21 protein-coding genes are annotated in these 20,646 nt (G+C 41.4%); 10 read left to right on the forward strand and 11 right to left on the reverse strand.

Annotated elements, in window-relative coordinates; translation table 11 throughout:
• Nucleotides 1–138: 138 nt before the first annotated feature.
• The 4 genes from QNH17_RS25825 to QNH17_RS25840 all read left to right on the forward strand — a co-directional run bounded on the left by QNH17_RS25825 (nucleotide 139) and on the right by QNH17_RS25840 (nucleotide 5,387).
• Nucleotides 139–642, forward strand: coding sequence for an Lrp/AsnC family transcriptional regulator (locus QNH17_RS25825; protein ID WP_283876005.1), 504 nt, complete (start codon nucleotides 139–141; stop codon nucleotides 640–642).
• The gene (locus QNH17_RS25830) at nucleotides 639–1,853 is read left to right on the forward strand and encodes an aminotransferase (protein ID WP_283876007.1); all 1,215 of its coding nucleotides are present in this window, start codon (nucleotides 639–641) and stop codon (nucleotides 1,851–1,853) included. The genes QNH17_RS25825 and QNH17_RS25830 overlap by 4 nt, the downstream gene beginning before the upstream one ends.
• Before the next feature lie 194 nt (nucleotides 1,854–2,047).
• On the forward strand, nucleotides 2,048–3,550 hold the full coding sequence (locus QNH17_RS25835) for a sensor domain-containing diguanylate cyclase (protein WP_283876009.1): 1,503 nt from the start codon (nucleotides 2,048–2,050) through the stop codon (nucleotides 3,548–3,550).
• 535 nt (nucleotides 3,551–4,085) lie between these two features.
• On the forward strand, nucleotides 4,086–5,387 hold the full coding sequence (locus QNH17_RS25840; protein ID WP_283876011.1) for an NCS2 family permease: 1,302 nt from the start codon (nucleotides 4,086–4,088) through the stop codon (nucleotides 5,385–5,387).
• A 56-nt stretch (nucleotides 5,388–5,443) separates the two neighbouring features.
• Here QNH17_RS25840 and QNH17_RS25845 read toward each other — a convergent pair whose 3' ends face one another.
• Nucleotides 5,444–5,635, reverse strand: coding sequence for a hypothetical protein (locus QNH17_RS25845; RefSeq protein ID WP_026564084.1), 192 nt, complete (start codon nucleotides 5,633–5,635; stop codon nucleotides 5,444–5,446).
• 151 nt (nucleotides 5,636–5,786) lie between these two features.
• Between QNH17_RS25845 and QNH17_RS25850 the strand changes: the two genes are divergently transcribed.
• From QNH17_RS25850 to QNH17_RS25875, 6 genes are all read left to right on the forward strand, one after another.
• Nucleotides 5,787–6,005 (forward strand): DUF1659 domain-containing protein, encoded by a 219-nt coding sequence (locus tag QNH17_RS25850; protein ID WP_283876015.1) that lies wholly within the window; start codon nucleotides 5,787–5,789, stop codon nucleotides 6,003–6,005.
• A 39-nt stretch (nucleotides 6,006–6,044) separates the two neighbouring features.
• Nucleotides 6,045–6,263, forward strand: coding sequence for a DUF2922 domain-containing protein (locus QNH17_RS25855; protein ID WP_283876017.1), 219 nt, complete (start codon nucleotides 6,045–6,047; stop codon nucleotides 6,261–6,263).
• A 58-nt stretch (nucleotides 6,264–6,321) separates the two neighbouring features.
• Nucleotides 6,322–6,465 carry a YvrJ family protein gene (locus tag QNH17_RS25860; protein ID WP_283876019.1) on the forward strand — a complete coding sequence of 48 codons (144 nt, stop codon included), beginning with the start codon at nucleotides 6,322–6,324 and terminating at the stop codon, nucleotides 6,463–6,465.
• 173 nt (nucleotides 6,466–6,638) lie between these two features.
• Nucleotides 6,639–7,442, forward strand: a complete 804-nt coding sequence (locus QNH17_RS25865; protein WP_283876020.1) for an N-acetylmuramoyl-L-alanine amidase — start codon at nucleotides 6,639–6,641, stop codon at nucleotides 7,440–7,442.
• A gap of 145 nt (nucleotides 7,443–7,587) precedes the next feature.
• Nucleotides 7,588–9,156 (forward strand): N-acetylmuramoyl-L-alanine amidase, encoded by a 1,569-nt coding sequence (locus tag QNH17_RS25870; RefSeq protein WP_283876022.1) that lies wholly within the window; start codon nucleotides 7,588–7,590, stop codon nucleotides 9,154–9,156.
• A gap of 181 nt (nucleotides 9,157–9,337) precedes the next feature.
• On the forward strand, nucleotides 9,338–9,754 hold the full coding sequence (locus QNH17_RS25875) for a VanZ family protein (RefSeq protein WP_283876024.1): 417 nt from the start codon (nucleotides 9,338–9,340) through the stop codon (nucleotides 9,752–9,754).
• A gap of 175 nt (nucleotides 9,755–9,929) precedes the next feature.
• Here QNH17_RS25875 and QNH17_RS25880 read toward each other — a convergent pair whose 3' ends face one another.
• From QNH17_RS25880 to QNH17_RS25925, 10 genes are all read right to left on the reverse strand, one after another.
• Nucleotides 9,930–10,943 (reverse strand): SIS domain-containing protein, encoded by a 1,014-nt coding sequence (locus QNH17_RS25880; RefSeq protein WP_283876026.1) that lies wholly within the window; start codon nucleotides 10,941–10,943, stop codon nucleotides 9,930–9,932.
• Nucleotides 10,944–10,955: 12 nt separating this feature from the next.
• Nucleotides 10,956–11,969: an SIS domain-containing protein gene (locus QNH17_RS25885; protein ID WP_283876028.1), complete on the reverse strand. Its 1,014-nt coding sequence runs from the start codon at nucleotides 11,967–11,969 to the stop codon at nucleotides 10,956–10,958.
• Between the two features lie 86 nt (nucleotides 11,970–12,055).
• Nucleotides 12,056–13,021 (reverse strand): SIS domain-containing protein, encoded by a 966-nt coding sequence (locus tag QNH17_RS25890; protein ID WP_283876030.1) that lies wholly within the window; start codon nucleotides 13,019–13,021, stop codon nucleotides 12,056–12,058.
• A gap of 13 nt (nucleotides 13,022–13,034) precedes the next feature.
• Nucleotides 13,035–14,264 carry an MDR family MFS transporter gene (locus tag QNH17_RS25895; RefSeq protein WP_283876032.1) on the reverse strand — a complete coding sequence of 410 codons (1,230 nt, stop codon included), beginning with the start codon at nucleotides 14,262–14,264 and terminating at the stop codon, nucleotides 13,035–13,037.
• A gap of 62 nt (nucleotides 14,265–14,326) precedes the next feature.
• A complete protein-coding gene (locus QNH17_RS25900; RefSeq protein ID WP_283876033.1) occupies nucleotides 14,327–15,160 on the reverse strand; it encodes a TIM barrel protein in 834 nt (277 codons plus the stop codon).
• A gap of 176 nt (nucleotides 15,161–15,336) precedes the next feature.
• The gene (locus QNH17_RS25905; RefSeq protein ID WP_283876034.1) at nucleotides 15,337–16,239 is read right to left on the reverse strand and encodes a carbohydrate ABC transporter permease; all 903 of its coding nucleotides are present in this window, start codon (nucleotides 16,237–16,239) and stop codon (nucleotides 15,337–15,339) included.
• A gap of 3 nt (nucleotides 16,240–16,242) precedes the next feature.
• On the reverse strand, nucleotides 16,243–17,130 hold the full coding sequence (locus tag QNH17_RS25910) for a carbohydrate ABC transporter permease (RefSeq protein WP_283876036.1): 888 nt from the start codon (nucleotides 17,128–17,130) through the stop codon (nucleotides 16,243–16,245).
• Nucleotides 17,131–17,312: 182 nt separating this feature from the next.
• Nucleotides 17,313–18,605, reverse strand: coding sequence for an ABC transporter substrate-binding protein (locus tag QNH17_RS25915; RefSeq protein ID WP_283876038.1), 1,293 nt, complete (start codon nucleotides 18,603–18,605; stop codon nucleotides 17,313–17,315).
• 91 nt (nucleotides 18,606–18,696) lie between these two features.
• Nucleotides 18,697–19,539, reverse strand: coding sequence for a fructoselysine 6-kinase (locus tag QNH17_RS25920; RefSeq protein WP_283876040.1), 843 nt, complete (start codon nucleotides 19,537–19,539; stop codon nucleotides 18,697–18,699).
• A 68-nt stretch (nucleotides 19,540–19,607) separates the two neighbouring features.
• A complete protein-coding gene (locus tag QNH17_RS25925) occupies nucleotides 19,608–20,345 on the reverse strand; it encodes a GntR family transcriptional regulator (protein ID WP_283876042.1) in 738 nt (245 codons plus the stop codon).
• Nucleotides 20,346–20,646 lie beyond the last annotated feature (301 nt).

Below are 20,646 nucleotides of genomic sequence, written 5' to 3' on the forward strand. Positions count from 1 at the left end.
GGTGCCTGACACCTTCAGTTTTTAAATGGTGCTATTGTAACTGTCAAAAAAGAGAGAATTATCCCAACACTTACATTTGAGTTAGAAGCCGTCCTCCTATAAAATCAATAGTATGAAATTCAAATCAGGAGGCACCTTATGAAATTAACGAATGAAGAATTAGAAATATTAAAGCTTATCGAAGAAAACCATAAAATCTCTGAGGAAACAATTGCTTTAATGGTAATGAGCAGTGAAGAATCAGTCAGAAAAACCATTAAAAAATTAGAAGAAGAAAAAGTAATCGTCAGTTACCCAGCGCTCATCGATTGGAGCAAAGTTGAAGGTCAGGAAAATATCGTTGCAATGATTGATGTAAAGGTAACACCCAAGCGCGGTGTAGGTTTCGATGAAGTTGCTGAGAGAATTTATCGTTTTCCAGAAGTAACCTCTCTCTACCTCATGAGTGGTGCGTACGATTTGTCGATCACCATTGAAGGGCAAACGATGAATCAAATCGCGACGTTTGTATCGGAAAAACTCTCAACGATTGAAAATGTCATCTCGACCACGACGCATTTCATGTTAAAGAAATACAAACACGATGGGGTGGTTTTTGGCAGTAGTGATGATAAAGACCGGAGAATGGTGATTACACCATGAAAAAGGATTATTCCCACTATATATCTAACACCGCTATTGAATTACAGCCATCTGGGATTAGGAAGTTTTTCGATTTAGCAGCCAGTATGAAAGACGTGATCTCTTTAGGCGTAGGCGAACCAGACTTTATCACGCCTTGGAACATTCGTGAGGCAGCCATTTTATCGATGGAACAAGGCTATACTGCCTATACCGCAAATCCAGGATTATTAGAATTACGACAGGAAATCTCTAATTACCTTAGTACAAGATTCGCTGTCAACTATGATCCCAAAAATCAAATTATTGTTACGGTTGGAGCCAGCCAAGCAATCGACCTCGCCTTTCGGGCCATTTTAAACCAAGGCGATGAAGTGCTGATTGTGGAACCAGCCTTCGTTTCTTACGCTCCATTGGTAGCGATTGCCGGCGGGACACCTGTCGCAATTTCCACCTCACCTACAAACGGGTTTAAATTAACGCCTGAACAGCTCGAAGGGGCGATTACGGAAAAAACCAAGGCGATTTTGTTTTGTTCACCAAACAACCCAACTGGCAGCACCTTAAATCGAGAAGAACTAATGGAAATTGCTGCAATTGTTGAAAAGCATGATTTAATCGTCATCTCGGATGAGATTTACGCAGAGTTAACCTACGAAGAAACCTATACCAGTTTCGCGGCGATTGAAGGCATGTACGAGCGAACCATATTAATCAATGGTTTCTCAAAAGGCTTTGCGATGACCGGCTGGCGCTTAGGGATGCTCGCTGCCCCGAAAGAATTTATTGAAGTGATGTTGAAAATTTTTCAATATACCACCATGTGTGCACCGACCATGCTCCAATACGGCGCGCTCGAAGCACTTAAGAATACTTTTCAAGAAGTGGAAGCAATGAAACGAAGCTACCGGATGAGACGGAACTACGTTGTGCAAACCTTGAATAAAATCGGGTTGGACTGTCATACACCTGGAGGAGCCTTCTATGTCTTCCCATCCATTAAGGCAACCGGCCTCAGCTCCGAACAATTTGCCGAAGAACTGCTAATGCAGGAAAGGGTGGCCGTTGTACCGGGCAATGTGTTTGGGGAAAGCGGCGAAGGCTACATCCGCTGCTCATACGCAGCTTCAATGCCGCAGCTGCAAGAAGCCCTAAAAAGAATCCAGCAATTTCTTGAATCAAAAGGAATTTACGGCGAAAAACAAACAGTAGAAGTAAAAATAAACCATTAAGTACTAACTAAAAAAGAGCCCCGTTCTGACAGTTTCATCAGCCAGAAATGGGCTCTTTCGATGTTTCAATGCCGGTGTCTTTCACTAGTGCCTGACACCAATCTTTTTATAGTGCCTGACACCCATTTTTTTGTGACAGGTATCCCAAATTATGTTAAAATACCTGAGGTAATGGTAAAAAAGGGGGGGGATAATTGAGGACCTTTGCATTCGATCTTTTTAATAGAAAGATGATGAATTCTATTACTAGGCGTGAGTTTATACATCATAACTACGTTGAATTATATGAGCGAATTAAACTAATTTCATATATGTTAACTTTTACCTATCCCTGTTTTTTCATCGTAGACTTTTTCCTGTTTAATAAACTGAGCAGCCCGACTTTTAAATTCAATCTTTCTGCCATACACATCACAGGACTTGTTGTCTCCCTTCTATTTCTATTCATTTATCATATGTATAAAAATGCTCCTAAAGGAGTCATTGTCACTAGTTATATCCTTACTTATTTGTTGATCGGTGCAGTCTCTTCTATTAATAGCCAATTATTTACCGGGAATATTTACGCCTATATCATTATAATATTAGGGGTTGCTGTATTTTTACCGGTCCAGCCAAAACACTTACTCATGCTATTTTTGGTTATTCATATTTTCTTTATCATAGGGCTTTATTTTTTTGAACCGGACCACTTCGCATTTTTATCAAAGATGATTAACTCGACTGGGACAGCTGTCATCTCCTTTATGATTGCCTTATCTTTCTATTCATTTCGAAAAAATGATTTTATGAATAAATTAAAACTTAGACAGAATGAGGAAAATTTCAGGCGCCTATTCAACCTTAATCCCAATCCACTCATTCTTACAAAGCTAGATAATAATGAAATCTTGCTCATGAACAAACATGCGCTTGAATACTACCATTTGCATACTAACAACCTTGCTCACCTCGACGGAAAATTCTTATTTCAAAATCAGGAGGAAAAACACGATATCCTTAAGCGGCTAATCGAGCAGCAAAGCATAAAAAACTATTGTATGGAGCAGCAAATCACGCCTACGATAAAAAAATGGGTGATGCTGAGTTTAGAATTGGTAGATTACTTGGATGAACCTTGTATCTTGATCGGTGTTACGGACATCACCGACTTGAAAAAAAATGAGGAAGAGCTATTTAGACATGCTTCGATTGACATGCTTACGGGGGTGTTAAACCGACGAAGCGGTATGGAGATCCTTAACCAGCAATTGTCCGCTGGTCCAGAATCTCAAGAATTTATTGTCGCCTATATCGATATTAACGATTTAAAAAAGACAAACGATCGATTCGGCCATTCCATTGGTGATGACCTCATCAAGACTTGTTGTGACACAATCAACTGCCATATCACAGATGTGGATATTTTATTCCGCCTAGGCGGCGATGAATTTATCATTGTGTTCTTTCACAAGCAAATGAATGATGTGCGTGAGTTAATAAAGACTATCAAACTAGGTTTCGAGGAGATTAATATCACGCAGCAAAAACCTTATTCTATCTCCGCAAGTTACGGTTTTTATCACTATAAACCGGGAACTGTCATGACCCCTGAGGAAATTCTTGAAATGGCCGATCAGGAGATGTACAAGGAAAAAGCCGAACACAAAAGAAAAAACACCTCCCTCCCATCTGCAATGCAAAAGTCAATAATATAGTCTGATTAATGGAACCATCCCTTAGGCACGGGGTGGTTCTTTTTTTGGTGTGAGGCACCAGAATAACCAAGAAAGGCGCAAGCGCCCTGGTCAGCGGCGTATGGCCTCCTCGAAAGAGCTAACGCTCTTTCTTCGTGCGATGCTTATGCTGCCGAAGCCTTCCTTGTGGAGCGCTCCAACTGAGATAAAGGAAAGCAGAAAAGCGGAAGCGCCTTGCCCAGGGGCGACAGGCATAAGACGAGCAGGCGAGAAGGTTGCTCTTTAACCTTCTTGACGGATTGGCTTATGACCCCGAGCCCCTAGGCGCTGTAGCTAGACAACACGAAGAGCCGGAGGCGCATTCGTGCTTACTTATCGTAGGGCGGAGAGCGAAGGACACTAGCCGCTAGGGCGCTGGAGCTAGACAGTAATCTAAGTTCAAAAACTTATACTTCTTATCATAGAACAAAATAGAAGGTAACTCTTGTGTTTTTATCTAAAAACGAATATTATAGTTTAGGTCTTATTAAAATGTTCGTATTTTGGAGGAACAACTATGTTTAAACTAAAAGAAAATCATACAAATACAAAAACGGAACTACTTTCGGGGTTTACAACTTTTTTTACAATGGTCTATATTGTGGTTGTAAATCCGGTCATTCTTGCTGACGCAGGGGTTCCGTTCGGGCAGGTGTTCACCGCAACCATCATTGCCGCTGTCGTAGCAACATTATGGATGGCACTTTTTGCTAATTATCCAATCGCCATTGCCCCAGGAATGGGGCTCAACGCTTTTTTTGCTTATTCTGTTGTAGGCGGACATCAAGGGATTACCTACCAAACGGCCTTTGCAGCCGTTTTTGTCGCTGGCGTTATCTTCGTCTCCTTATCGTTAACGCCCCTTAGGGAAAAATTAATTGACGCAATCCCGGAAAACCTTAAACACGGAATTACTGCAGGGATTGGCTTGTTTATTGCCTTCATCGGTCTTCGCCTTACAAAAATCATTACAGCTCATCCCACTAATCTTGTCGGTCTCGGCGACCTTCATTCAGCATCTGCTCTTTTAGCAATAGTGGGTCTGGCGATTACACTTGTATTGATGGCACTCCGAGTCAATGGTGCAATATTTTTTGGAATGGTTATTACTGGACTGATCGCTTTCTTTACCGGCCAGCTTGAGTTCAGTCAAGGATTTATGTCCCTGCCTACTCTGCCTGAGGGACTAATTATCGCTAATCCAGTGACAGCATTGACCGATGTAATTCAGCACAGCCTTTATGCCGTTGTCTTTTCTTTCATTTTAGTAACCATTTTTGATACGACCGGTACGATGATTGGTGTTGCTAATCAAGCCGGTTTAATGAAAAATGGCAAATTGCCGCGAGCGAGAGAGGCTTTACTTGCAGATTCAATCGGTACGGCAGTCGGTGCCATGTTTGGGACGAGCCCAACAACGGCCTATATCGAATCATCGTCAGGAGTAGCAGCCGGAGGCCGGACGGGTTTAACGTCGCTTACGGTTGCGATATTATTCATCCTGTCAGCCTTTTTCGGACCGCTTGTCAGTTCAGTTTCCGGGATATCAGCGATTACCGCACCAGCATTAATCATTGTCGGCAGTCTAATGATGGGAAGTATCGCAAAAATCCGCTGGAATGAGCTGGATGAAGCCTTCCCTGCTTTTTTGACAGTCCTGAGCATGCCGCTAACATCAAGCATTGCAACGGGGATTGCTCTCGGTTTTATAAGCTATCCGCTTCTGAAGTTGGTAAAAGGGAAGTGGCGCGAAATTCATCCATTACTTTATGTATTCGCTGTCCTCTTCTTTATCCAACTTGCATTTTTACAGCATTAAAAGACAAAAAAGAGTGTCAGGCACCAATGCGGTGCCTGACACTCTTTTTATGTTCCCTACTTTTTCGGCTGATCAAGTGCTTGATAGGCTAATTGATATTTCCCACCGTCTGCCACTTCTGAATGGTACAAGGCTTTTAGGGCCGTGTTTTTCTCGAGGCCATGTTCCACCTTTAACTCTTTCAAGCGTGTATGCAATTCTTTATTATCTTTAATTAGCTGCTGCATTTGTGATTTTAAATACTTCATAAAATGATGAACCCCTTCCACGAACTAAATCGTTCCCCAAGTATAGCATTAATTAACTTGATTTATATAAACCATCCCATATTTATTTTCTCTGACCATGTCCTTTTGGCCGACTTTTTTCTATATAGAAGGTGAAAGGAGGTGAGTAATCATGGCACAAGCATTATTAGAAGGAACAAAACTTCGGTTGCATTTCGAAATTGGCATGGATGAAGATGGAGCACCCATTCTCCGTGCAAAAACGTTCAGCAATGTGAATAAGGATGCAACGGTAGATCAGTTATCCCAAGCTGCCCAAGCGATTACTGTTTTATCCAAGGACACACTTAACAAAGTGGAACGGAATGACAGCTCAGAAATCATTGCCTAATAAGCTCGTCAATTAATTTATCGAAAGGAGGTGGGATAAATGGCAAAAACCTTAGAATTACACTTTAATACAGAACTTGGTAAAACGGTGAGTTTATCAATTGAAAATCCAAAGGAACCGATTGATGAGGCTGTCATCAAACAATCGATGGCTCAAATTATTGCATCTGAAATCTTTACTGCTCCCGGCGGAAAATTTGTGACGGCCAAATTGGCCAGAGTTGTTGACCGAAATGTAACGGATTATGAACTAGTTTAATAACGGAGAGGCCGATTCCACCTAGGGATGGCCTTTTTTTACAAAGGAGGTGAAAAAAGTGGAGCAGCTCATTCCGATCATAAGCGAGGTTGGTTTTCCCATCGTCGTGACCCTTTATTTGCTTTACCGCATTGAATCAAAATTGGATATGGTCGTCACCTCGATTCAAAATCTTCCCGAGCGCATGAAGGAAAGAATGTAAATACTTAGGACAACCCCTGGATATTAGGTAAGGGTTGTTCTTTTTGTTCCATTAAACGATAGAGAATCAATGGTTTAGGATGCATCAACAATTACCGTGACAAGCACCCGCACATACTTGTCCACTTCTACATAGCATGTATTATAATCAATTTTAGAAATGGAGAGGATGAAATGAAGCTTTATTTAGATCCAGGTCATGGCGGACAAGACCCTGGTGCTCAAGGTCATGGATTGGATGAAAAGGATTTAACATTAGCGATCGCGCTCAAAATACGTTCCATTTTACAAAATGATTATGAAAACATTGACGTAAAAATGAGCAGGAGCAGCGATACTACTAAAAGCTTAGGTCAGCGTTCCAGCGAGGCCAATGCTTGGGGAGCTGATTTTTTCTTAGCGATTCACATCAATTCTGGGCCAAGCTCCGCCCAAGGTTATGAGGACTATATTTATAACGGTCTGTCGAACTCCTCAAAGGCCGCACAATATCAGGATATCATCCATGCCGAAGTCATCAAAGTGAATCAGCTACAAGACCGCGGCCAGAAAAAGGCGAACTTTCATGTATTACGTGAGACAAATATGCCAGCACTTTTAACCGAAAATGGATTTATCAGTAACGATCATGACGCCGCATTAATGAAACAATCATCTTGGATTCAAAAAGTAGCACAAGGTCACGTCAACGGAATTGCCAAAGCCTTTGGTCTGATACGTAAACCAGTTGATCCACCTGATGACGGAACACTTTTCAAAGTGATTGCTGGTTCATTCAAATCCAAAGAAAATGCGGACGAACGAGTCGACCAACTCAAGTCAAAAGGCATTGAATCTTTTGTTGATACCACAAAAATCTCTGGTGTAACATGGTACCGAGTCCAAGCTGGAGCATTTTCCAGCCGTGATAATGCAGAAGATCGTTTAACAGAAGTAAAAAAAGCCGGAATAAACGATGCATTCCTCGTTGCAGAATAAATACCCTACAAAAGACCTCCTATTCACATATAGTACGGAGGTCTTTTGTATGGTTTTGTGTTTATGTAAGGCAAATTGAGTCCACAAGATTGGATTTGCCATAACATATAGATGAACGTATTTTAAATGAAATGGAGGAGTAAGTATGAAGCTATATTTAGACCCAGGCCATGGCGGTGAGGATCCCGGTGCCCAAGGGAATGGGCTGAATGAAAAAGATATTACCTTAGCTATTGCACTTAAAATACGAAAAATCATCCTCAATGATTATGAAAATGTTCAAGTTAAGATGAGTCGTACAAGCGATACGACCAGAAGCTTAGCTCAGCGCTCAAGCGCCGCCAACGCATGGGACGCAGACTTTTTCTTGGCTATTCATATCAATTCTGCTGACAGTTCCGCCCAAGGATATGAGGATTTTATTTATGATGGAGCATCTAATACTAGTAAAGCAGCAAAATACCAGGATATCATCCATGCAGAGGTCATCAAAGTGAATCAACTGAAAGACCGCGGGCAAAAAAAGGCCAATTTTCACGTCATAAGAGAAACGAAAATGCCTTCCATTCTAACGGAAAACGGCTTTATCAGCAACAAACATGATGCTGCACTAATAAAAGACTCGGCCTGGCAGCAAAAAGTGGCCCAAGGCCACGTGAACGGGATTGCCAAAGCCTTTGGCCTGAAGCGAAAGGCTGTGAAGGAAACACCGAAAACAACAACCACACCCAAAACTACCCAAACTACAAAAACAGTCTATACGGTTTATGTCGGCTCTTATAAATCAAAAGAAAATGCCCAAGATAGGGTTGCAGAATTGAAGAAAAAAAGCATTAAATCATCCATTGTTACCACAAAAATATCTGGAGCTACCTGGTACCGAGTGAAAGTAGCGAGCTATACGACCAATGCCAATGCAGAAAAACGCCTAAAAGCAATTGAAAAAGCAGGTTACGATGATGCCTTTATTATTACGGAAAAAGAAACTATTACAACGACAACTAAAACAGAAACCAAAAAGCCTGCAGCAAGCACCAGTACAACAGCAAAGCCTGCAACAGGCACTAAACCTGCCACATCAACACCGACCACAAGCTCCAGTAAACCAGCAACCACCACACCAACCACAAACACTAGTAAACCAGCAACCACCACACCCGCTACGAGCACGAATCCAACTACGACTCCAAACAACACTAACAATGAAATCCCCATCATCACGGACCCCGGACAGTTTACTATTTTAGGTCCGACCTTCCTTTCACCTGAACAGATGGACCAATTTGTGAAAAAGGTCAATCCAAAAGCGCCGGAATTAGGTGAATTTTATCAAACCCTCGGAAAATATTACGGGATTCGCGGGGATGTAGCCTTTGCACAAGCCATTCACGAAACAGACTATTTTCGGTTTACCGGAGTCGTCAATCCTGAACAGAACAACTTCGCAGGAATTGGAGCAACTGGAGGAGATACGCGTGGTGCACGGTTTGAAAGTGAAGAAGAAGGTGTCCTTGCACAGCTTCAGCACCTATACGCGTATGCGACAACCAAGCCACTGCCAAATCAATATCCATTAGTTGATCCCCGCTTCCATCTTGTCGATAGAGGTTCTGCTCCAACATGGACCGCTTTAAACGGAAAATGGGCTGTTCCAGGTACAACCTATGGGCAATCCATTCTTGCTCTTTATCAAAAAATGATTCATTCTGTCTAATGGATTGGATAGTCTATCCAAAAACTCCATTCATCTCCCAAAGCCTGACACTTCCCCCTACGAAAGACCTCTTTTAATCATAAAAAAGAGGTCTTTTCCTGTTTGCTTGTTGATTTCCTCCCATTCGAAGTATATTACGAAAAAAATAGGACTACAATGAACGGAAACAGGAGGTCGTTGTATGCGTGAATTTTTTATTTTATTATGGGCTCTAGCCATCCTTATTTTTACATGCACCGCTAGTTTTTCAGAATTAATAGAGTCTGGCCAAGTTCATTTTCAATGGGACAGTCATCCCAACTTTTCGGAACTTCTAGACCCATTACCGCTCGAACTTACCCGTGACTTTCTGCTCCAAAAATGCGGCCATGCCCTTGCTTTTCTCTTCCTGACCATATTGCTGCAAACCAAATTCCGCTCCAAAGCATGGATTCTATTCTTGGCTATTTCCTTTGCTTCTTTAACTGAAATCCTTCAATTATTCTTCACTCGGGATGGGAGAATTTTTGATATAGCAATCGATCTAATCGGGGTATTACTAGCAACAGGTTCAAAAAGTCTGTTTACAACACCTCAATCAAAGCAAACCCATCTTTGATGGAAAACCAAATTAGCCCTCGATTTTAATAATAGGTTTAGTTTTAGGGTTTAGCCATTTCATCACTTGAATTATGAAGATTATCCCCCCAAAAAAAATCAACAATCATTTGGTCTGCATCAATTAAGAAGCGGCCAACTCTATTATGAAGGCCGCTCCCAAACCAATGATTCTATTAAAATGGTACTTTTTTATAATACCTTCTCGTTGTCAGCGGATGATTCCTTTGCTCTTCCAAGTGGCAGCTGACTCTCTCAAGTAACGCCGCAAACACAATCGGAGAAACCAGACTTCGCAGACCTTCGGAAATGCCCTCTAATTGATAATCCTTCGTATCAAAAACAGTTAACTCCTTCGAGTAATATTCAGCAAATCGCTCGACTCTCTCCGTTAGCGGACGGGATCGATCTTCCCCTTTTAGGAGGATTATACTCGTGTCTTCTTCCACTAATTCCAATGTTCCATGGAAGAAATCAGAGGCATGAACCGATCGTGTTTTAATCCACTGCATTTCCTCTAAAATACACATGCCATAGTAATAGGTTTGACCCCAATCGATCCCTGCCCCTGAAAGGATATGGTACGGTGTCTCTTTATGCTTGCGGGCAAACTCCGCTGCCCGCGGTTCTACCGCTTCCTTCACGTTAAGGAGCGCCTCGGGCAGATGTCTCATTTCCTCAACGAATTGATGATAGTCTGGAAATTCATTCAGCTTATACATCAAACGGAACGCTAGTAAATAAGACTGGATATAGAACGATTCACAGGAAGTATCATCAGCCGCATAATTGATAAAAGTATAATCAGTTCCATTCGCTAACGGTGTAGCAGCATGCCCCACCAAGCTGATTGTTACCGCACCTTTTTCCTTACAAAACGCCGCTGCCTCCACTGTTTCTTTGGTTGTACCAGACAAAGAAGGCAAGATGACCAATGAATGTTCACCCAGGTGCTGATGATCCATCAACATCAACTCCGAGGAGATTTCTGTATAAACAGGTAAGGTGGAATGTGTTTTTAAAATATATTCAGCCGGACGCATCAGGATGGCTGCGCCGCCAGTTCCTACAAAAAATACATTTTCCAACCCTTTTTCCAACACCGAATCAATCACCTGATCGAATTCATCCTTAAGAGATAAGGCACCAGTTTGAATGGTTACATATCTTTCCACATCAAAGTTAAACATGACAACTGCCTCCTAGTAAGCCATTTTACGGTAATATCTGCGAGTCTCTAACGGATGATTTCTTTCACGCTCAAGATAAACACTGATTCGGCCGGTTAGGGCCCAATTCAGACAGATTGCAAAGTGCTTTCTAAATTCCTCACTAATTCCTTCCAAGCGATAATCCTTTGTATCTACTATGAACAATTCGTTGGTGATATTTTCTGCGAATCGTTCAACACGTTCCACCAATGGCCGAGTTTCATCTTCACCTTTGAATAGAATCACGCTTGTATCCTCTTCAACCAACTCAAGCGTGCCGTGGAAGAATTCAGCAGCATGGATAGATTTGGACTTAATCCACTGCATTTCTTCTAAGATACACATTGCGTAGGAATACGTATTCCCCCAAAGGTTCCCGGCCCCAACCAGCATATGGTAACCAGTATTTTTATGCTTGATTGCAAATTGCTCAGCTTGTGAGTCAAACTGCTCTAAGGCATCAACGATACCTTGTGGTAAAAGGGCAATTTCTTTCGCAAATTGATCATATTGCGGGAACTCATCATTGTTATGAATAAAGCGGAACGTTAGCAACTGCAAATGTAAAAAGAAGGTATCAAATGAGTATTTCTCATGACCAGTGGAGATACAGTAATCAACGGCTTCAGCCAATGGCGTGCCTTGTTCAGCTACTAATCCAATTGTTGTCGCACCTTTGCTCTTACAGAACTCAGCAGCAGCCACTGTTTCTTTTGTTGTCCCTGTAACAGATGAAAAGATACAAACAGAATCCTTGGTCAGGTGACGGTTATTCATGACAAGTAGCTCTGCCGCTATCTCCGCATGCACCTCGAGCGTGGAATTGGACTTTAAAATATATTCATAGGGATACATCATCGCAATCGTCCCACCGGAACCAATTAAGAAGATATTTTTAAATCCTTTAGCCGAAATTCCATCAACAATTTTCTCAATTTCTTCCCTCTTTGCAATTGCCTCTTGACCAACTAATTGTAAATATTGCTCAGCATCAAATTTTAACATGTTTCATTCCTCCAAATTTATATTAGAATTATTGGGACTACAATATTTAGTGGTATTTTTCATGGTGCCTGACACCAACACCACTTTTAGTAAGGAACTTTCCACATATATCTTCTGGTGCTTAGTGGATGATTTCGGGCTGTTGCTAGTTCTTCTGCGTATTGGCGCAGGATGGTTTGCATGACGAGTGGGGCTATGTAGCCTTTGACGCTTTCTGCTATACCCGTTAGATCAAAGTCCTTTGCATCAAGAACAACCACCCTTTCGCCATATCTTTGGGTGAATTCCAATGAGCGTTCTTCTAATGGACGTGTCTCGTCTAAACCTACTAGCTGAATCACTGGCACATCTTTATCCAAGACTTCAAACGGTCCGTGGAAATACTCTCCGGCATGGAGGGCGTGGGAATGAATCCACTGCATTTCCATCAGCAGGCAAATCGCAAACCAATAGGCAGTTCCATAATTGGCGCCGCTTGCCATTGTATAAATCACTTTTTCATCTTTATAACTTTGAGCAAATTGCTTTGCTTGATCTAAATACTTGGCTTTCTCTTGAACCAAAATTTTATCTAAATTCTCTAGAGAGGAAACCACATCGGAAAACTTTTCATTTCCTTCCTTGGCAGCCAGTAGTCCAAAAACAAGTTCCAGCATCACGGCCGGTGACTCATTCACATACTTCGCTTCTTTCCCATCTTCATACACAATGACATGTTCAGAAGCTTCGGCAAGCGGAGATTCTGGGTCAAAGGTTAACGAGACGGTAATTGCACCTTTTTCCCTTGCGAAACGGGCAGCTTCAACAGATTCCGGTGTTTTTCCAAAGTGGGAGCACAAAATCACCAGCGATTTCTCATTGAGTTTCCGCGGGTTGCGATGCACAAACTCATTGGAACTATACAGGTCAGAATCGATCGTTGCACTTTCCCGGTCTAATACGTATTTACTTGCATACATCAGAGAGGAAGAGCCACCGCACCCTACGAAATATACCCGATCGATTTCCCTTTCTTTAAAAATATCCAAAGCCTTTTGTACGTCAGCTAACATTTTTTATCCTCCTTTATTTATTTACTTTTACAGATGAAACTTCATTTTGCGTATATTGGAACCTTTGATATGTAAAAAAACAAATCAAGGCAAATCCACCAATGAAAATACATACATACAACAGCACCGTCGGCCCAAAGCCATCGTACAAGAGCCCGCCTAGTAAGGGGCCGATTGTTCTCCCCACGTTGGCCGCACCACTTACTAAACCTTGGTACATACCTCTTCTATCATTGGGTGCCAGTCGATCCGCAATCGCTGGCACGGCCGGAAAAATAAGGATTTCCCCAATGGTCATAATCACCATCCCCGCTACAAACCCGACGTAAGCATGGCTTTGTGTCAAGAGGCCGAAGGTAGCCATAAAAAAGAATACTCCTGATAAAAGCTGCCACTTCATCGGTACTTTTTTGCGGGCCATAAACCATTGGATCAAAGGCTGCCCCAGCAAGATTAGGAACCCGTTGATGGTCCACAAAGAACTATAGGCCGATAACGGAAATCCTAACTGGTGCATATAGTTAGAAATACTCGTTTGCCATTGAATATAAGTAACCCAGCAGAACATAAATCCTAGACAAAGAATGATTAAGGAATGAAAGCTTTGTGCACTGCGGATTTCCTGTTTTGGTCCCAGGACTGGATCCTTCTTTACTTTAATCTTCGCAGTCTCAATAACTGATTCAGGTTCTTCAAGCGCGAACCAAACGATGAAGATAAAGACAACATAGGTGAATCCATTAATCCAAAAGACATATTGAAACGAAAATTGAGCAACGATTCCGCCGAGAGAGGTACCTACTGCCACACCGAAATTAAGAACCAGATAAATGAGATTAAAGCTTTTTCTGCCGCCTTCCTTCCAAACAATCCCTGCAAGAGCATAGATGGGAGGAAAAATTGTTCCAATCGCTAGTCCAAGCAGGATCATCATCAGAATATACACGGGCCACGCCAAGCCGACGGAAATAATAAAAATACAACAGGCAGATGATAGAACCGCAAGGAGAAGGGTTCGCTTCCCCCGAATACGGTCATACAGATAGCCGCCAAGGAAACTGCCAACAATTTCTGCTCCTGAATGCAGCATTAAGACAAAACCTGCTTCCGACAGGGTCTTCCCCATCCCCTGCGTTATGTAAATGGTGTGCAAGGGCCAAAGAAAAGCCATACCTGTGGAATTGATCAACATAGCGATTAATAAAACCTTTAAGTTCTTGGGATAACTCCTCCAAATAGACATAGGATAAAACTCCTTTATACCACTGAATTAGTCACCCTATTCAAAACACCCCCCTCCGTCCCTTACACCAAGTAAGGAGCAAGACTTCGCAGGGACTTTTCAACTGCCTCGTTAGGGTCAATCAAGTATTGTGATGATGTAAACTCCAACGTAAGGGCGCGATTGTAGTTGTAGTCTCCTAAGGTTTTCAAATATTTCTCCAATGGCAGGCTTCCGTCCCCCCAAGCTAAATGCCCGCTCGGGTTCCCATCAATAAAGTGGATATGGACAAAGTCATCCTGTAATTGTTCAAAATAACTGGCAAGTTCCTCCCCCTCTACCGCAAGCGGGATGGTATCAACCATTCCTTTTAAATGAGGTGAAGAGACAGCCCCAAGCATTTCTTTTAACTCAGGCAGAGTGGTAATTAGATTGGATTCAATTTTTTGTAATGGCTCCAGAGCGAGAATAATTCCTTGTTTCTCGGCATAGGAGCTAAGCTGCGCTAACGAATCTTGGGTGCGATTTAAGGCTTCATGCCTGTCTTCATTCCGGTAACCCCAGCCCGCCGTTACTAACACCATAGGCGCTTCCAATTCAAGCGCAGCATCAATTGATTTTTTAAAATAAGCGATACTTCTTTCGCGAATCTCAGTCTCCTTTGCTGCCAGATTAATTGGGTACATACACTGTTCTGGCGTAAAGCAAACCACTTCCAATTCACGCTGGTCGATCCCTTTCTTAATTGAATGAATCTCAGCTAAAGACAAATCTTCCACATATAGATGCGGCGCAGCACCCCACAGTTCAATTTTTTCGAACTCATATTTCACCATCGCATCTAAAAAATAGTCCAGTGGGAAATGCAGATAGTGAAAATTCATCCCTGTTATTTGCGAACGTTTGATTTTGCCCATCTAATCCCTCCTGCTCAGTGAAGATTCATACAAATGAACTACATAAGGTATGATAAAAAACCATATGGTATATACCATTTAAACCAGTCATAAGTAACCGAAGGGAATGAACATGGAATAGGAAAGTGACCACCCCTATCCTATTCCATCCTCACTCAGGTACATTCCAAGTTTGATTATCCTTTTACACTTCCAGCTGAGAGACCACGGACAAATTGTTTTTGGAAAACGATGTACGCAATAATCATTGGTAGTGCAGAAATGGCTAATCCAGCCAATTGGATTCCAAAGTTCGTGTTCAACTGGCTCCGCAAATTCATTAGACCTACAGGAATTGTCCGCAGCGCAGAATCTTCCACAAATACTAGGGCAAACATAAATTCATTCCATACGTTCATCCCTGCTAATAAAGCACACGAGGCAATGATCGGTTTACCCAGCGGTACAATAATATGCCAATACACCTGGAAGATATTACACCCATCAATAATCGCCGACTCCTCCAGTTCTTTAGAGATTGACAGGAAATAAGAGCGCATTAAGAAAATCGCAAATGGCAATTGAAAAGCAACATACGGAAGAATTAACGCCCAGTAGGTATTATAAAGCCCAACCGCCTGCAATAATTTGTAAAGTGGAATTAAGCTGACCTGGGGTGCAAGCATCAAACCGCTTAGGATAATAACAAGAAAAATGTTTTGCCCCTTAAACTGAAAGCGGCTCAACCCAAAAGCTGCCATTGATCCGAATAGTAATACCGCTACGACCGATACCACCGTAATGAACACACTATTTAGAAAAAATTGGCCAATCCCGGCATCCCAGGCAGCCCGGTAATTACTCCAAAGCCATTCCTCCGGCAACTTCCAAGTATTTAAGAAAAAGTCAGCATTAGACTTTAATCCGCTCAAGCCGAGCCAAAGAATTGGACAAATGATGACCAAAGCAAAGAGACTAAACCACACGAGCACAACCGATTGAAAAATTCGATTCTTAACCTTCAGCGTCAGCTTGGAACTTCCTGTCCCGATTTCTTTGATCTGATTTGTCTTTACCACTGAGTTTGTATGATTGGCCATTGGTTACGCCTCCTCTCCGGATTTGCCTATTTTCAGCTGAATTAAGGATAGGGTAAGGGTTATGACAAAAATAATTGTTCCGATTGTGGAAGCATAGCCCATTTCATCATTTCGGAAGGCTGATCGGTAGAGCATGGTTCCTAACACTTCCGTAGAACGGCCTGGTCCACCATTTGTCATAACATAGACTTCGTCGAATACTTTGAATGCACCGATTACGGTGATTACCGTACCAACAAGGATCATTTCCTTCATCTGCGGCAAGGTGATAAAAAAGAATGTTTTTATCTTAGAAGCACCATCAATCATTGACGCTTCATAATATTCAAAAGGAATTTTTTGCATTGCGAGCAAGAATAACATCACCATATAACCGGTGTATTGCCATTGCGAAACAGCAACTACAGCATAAATGGCTGTTTTACTGTCACCCAGCCAAGACATGGCCCATTCCGATTGGCCAATTGCGTTTAATACCCCGTTAACTAAACCCACTTCTGGATTATAGAGAAGCTGCCATAACAAACCAACCACTGCGATCGAGATAACTGAAGGGATAAAAAAGACAGTTCGGAAAAAGGGCTGAAACTTTCTAATCAACTTATCTTCTAAAAGGGCGGCTATGATTAAGCCAAGACCTACCTGAAACACCAACGAAATAACTGCATATAGAGAATTATTTTTTAATGCGGTAAAAAAGACTGGATCCTTAAACAATCGGCCATAATACTCGAAGCCAACAAAAACTCTTCCCGCATCAAAGGAATTCCACCGAAACAAACTGTTATAGAGGTTTAACACAATCGGCAAAAATACAAAAAACAGGATGAAAAGGAGTGCTGGTAAAATAAATAGTATGGCGGTTCGGCTGTTTCGAAAGGTTCTTGTCATATCCCCAACTTCCTCCTAGGAGGGGGTAAGCAGTGCCTGCCTACCCTTACTCGTTTATAAAGTATTGCATGATTTAACTTAGATTACTGTCTAGCTGCAGCGGCTATTGGACTCGCTCTTCTCCCTGCGAAAAGTCAAAGTGCTCCATTCCATACGCCGCTAAACGGGCACTTTCGCTATTCTTATTCCACTTCACTTTGTACTTGCTTCGCTACGTCTTGGACTTCTTTAATAATTTCTTCTGGTGATTTAGAACCATCTAGCAATAACTGGATATTAGATAGATACACATCCGCTACTTTTGCATGGACATCTGTGTCAAGCCACTCGGCCATACCTTCTGCCTTCTTCATGACTTCAACACCTTCAGCTACTTCCTTCAGGGCAGTATCTGGATTTGTTGCTCCGTCAATTGGACTTGGCCAGCCAATTTGTTTCACAAGCTTTAAGGCGTTATCTTTACTAGTTAAAAACTTCAAGAATTTAATGGCTTCTTCCGGATGTTTTGATTTGGAGGAAACGATAAATCCATCTGGTGCTCCAGTGATGAAACTTTGACTGCCCTTACCTTCTGCAATGGATGGCATTGGGAAGAAGCCCCAGTTTCCTTTCATATTATTCTCGATTGTTTGGAACTCTTCTAATTCCACATAGATGATGGCTCCCTTGCCAGCTGCAAATAATTGATTTGCCATATCATGAGAACTAGAGTTAGCATTCTTCATAAAATAACCCTTTTTATTGAGGTCAGCTAACATTTGCATTGCGGTAACATAACCAGGATCTGTGAACTCACCTGATTTTGGATTATAGTCTTTCATTCTCACATCCTGTGCCACTATTTTTTGGTTTAAGCCTGTTAAGTAATGAATTGCTGCCCAAGGACTTTGGTTACCAAGAATAATTGGCGTTTCTCCACCTTTTTTCAAAGTTTCTAGGACTTGTAAAAATTCATCCCAAGTAGTTGGTGCCTGCAGTTGATATTTATCAAAAATCTTTTTGTTGTAAACAAAGAATTTACCATTGAAGCGAAGAGGAATACCGTAATTTTTATCGTTGGATGTGAAAGGCTGCAGGGATGCCGGAATAAAACTGTTTTTCCAAGCGGTATCTTCATTTAAGTAGGGAGTTAAATCTAAGGCTGCATTCGCACGAACGAATTTGCGAGCAAATTCACCCGACCAGGAAAACATAATGTCTGGAACTTCTTTACCGCCTAGGATCACACGGAGTTTGTCTTTAATTGGTTCATCTGCAATCGCTTCCATTTTAATTTTGATATCTGGGTTTTCCTTTTCAAAAGCCTTGACCACTTCTTCAAAATAAGGAGCGTATTCTGGCTGTGGCCACTTATGCAAAAACTTTAAAACGACTTTCCCCGACTCTTCATTAGTGGATGAGGAACTGGAGCAACCCGTCAGGACGAGTGCGAACACCAACAGTACTGCAAATAATACATTTATTTTCGTTCTCATTCATTGACCCTCCTTATTTTTTACATCAACCTAAACAAACTAGACTCCCCTCACCTCCCAAACCTTCTATTATTTCGATGCCTTTAAGAAATTAAAAGGGAATTCCATAACCAAAGGCACCATCAACAAGACATGTTTTTGCCGCAAACTTCGCCCCTTCCTCCATGCTGTTTTTTAAAAGGAAGCCTTCCTGAATATCAGGGTTTTCCTTTTTTCCAGATAGATAATGTAAGATAAATGCTGTAAAAAAGGAATCTCCGGCACCTAGCGTATCAACCGGTTGAACAAAGTGAGGCTCCTGGCGGTAAAAGGATTGGCCGTCAAACACAATCGAGCCGCGTGAACCCATAGTACCCAGCACTAATTTACTCCCGTAGGAATATACACGTTTTAATAGATTTGCTACTTCCTCGTCGTCCAATTGGCCACAACTTAACAGACTTATATCAATATTCTTACAATTCTTCTCAAGTAATGCATCGGTATAATCACTTGAAAAATCATAGGATACTAGAATGCCAAATTCTTTTAATTTATGTAACTCTGAATCCATATCACTGTAGATACTGCTATGTGCAATATCAAAGCTTTTAATATATTCCAGGTCTTCTAGGCTAAGGACAATCGGATGGTCGATTTGAACACCGCCCCCATTCCCACCGATGAATACCCGATCACCATCCACTAAATCAACAGCCGCGAAGCCATTCTCACCTTCATGCTGCCGGCAATGAGAAATATCGACATCCAACCTTTTTAAGGTGGCAATAATATGCTCTCCGGCCCGATCATTGCCGAACACACCAAGATAGGCTGCTTCAATCCCTAACTGCTTAGCATAAACACTGAAATTCAACGCATTTCCACCTGGATACATCGTTTTTTTATACATATATTTATCCACCACATTATCACCAACGCCGATTACCCTCATGAAAAAGCCTCCTTATAATCAATTTGGTATATACCATTTGTTCTAAAAAGGAACTGAAATGATTTTTCTCATTTCAGTTTTAATTCGGAATAAAATTTCACAATATCGCTTCTTGTTAGCGATGTTGAGAATTCAATTTCCTTTTCATTTTTATCAAATGCAACCGATTCTTGTAGAATACACGGACTCTCCACACGTACTTTTAACAATTTACTTTCACCTTCATCCGACAAGGTCACCTGCATATATTCTTTTGCCATGACCAGTACAATTCCGTACTCTCTCTCTAAAATTTCATATAGGGAATCATTGTCGGTAATCATTTCATCTAGCCCCGGGCAAAGTTTTTCGGGCAGAAACGACTCTTCAATCGAAATTGGAGTCTCGTCAACAAGTCGAAGCCGCTTAATAACAATCATCCCTTCACCCAACTCCAGTTTTAGTTTTTGGGCCAGATTTTCATTCGCTTCGATTTTACGTATGGACAAAATCTGTGTACTCGGGGTTAATCCCTTACTTAGCATGTTTTTAGTGAAACTGTTAAACGTGACAAAATCCATTTCAATTTTTTTATAATTAATAAAGGTTCCTGCACCAACACGCCGTTCCACTACACCTTCTCTTTCCAGAATCGACAGGGTATGTCTTGCTGTCATCCGGCTGATTTGAAACTGCTCAGCCAATTCGCGTTCCGAAGGAAGCTTGTCCCCATGTTTAAGTTTACCGCTCTTGATCTCCTCGAGAATTTGTTTCTTTAATTGTTTGTAAAAAGGAACCGCCTCATCATCACTTATCATTCTACTCATCTCTAATTCTCCTGTTTATGCAGAAATTCAAACTCTTATCTAAAGATTATCGTATTTCTGCTACTTTTGTAAATTCTTGCTTCCAAAATGGTATATACCTTTTCGAATAAGATGAAAACCAATATTTCTGGAAGTTAGAGAATTCGAACTTAATAAAGCGCTTACATTGACTTATTTTTAGAATAATTAAAATTTTTAACTATGTCAATGATTATTAATCAAACAAATATCTACAAAATTTTTAAGCAGCCATTTATTTTTTCCCACCATGTCCTTTTGACCAAATTTTTTCTATATAGAA

It is taken from the genome of Neobacillus sp. SuZ13, assembly GCF_030123365.1.
Taxonomy (GTDB): Bacteria; Bacillota; Bacilli; order Bacillales; family Cytobacillaceae; genus Neobacillus.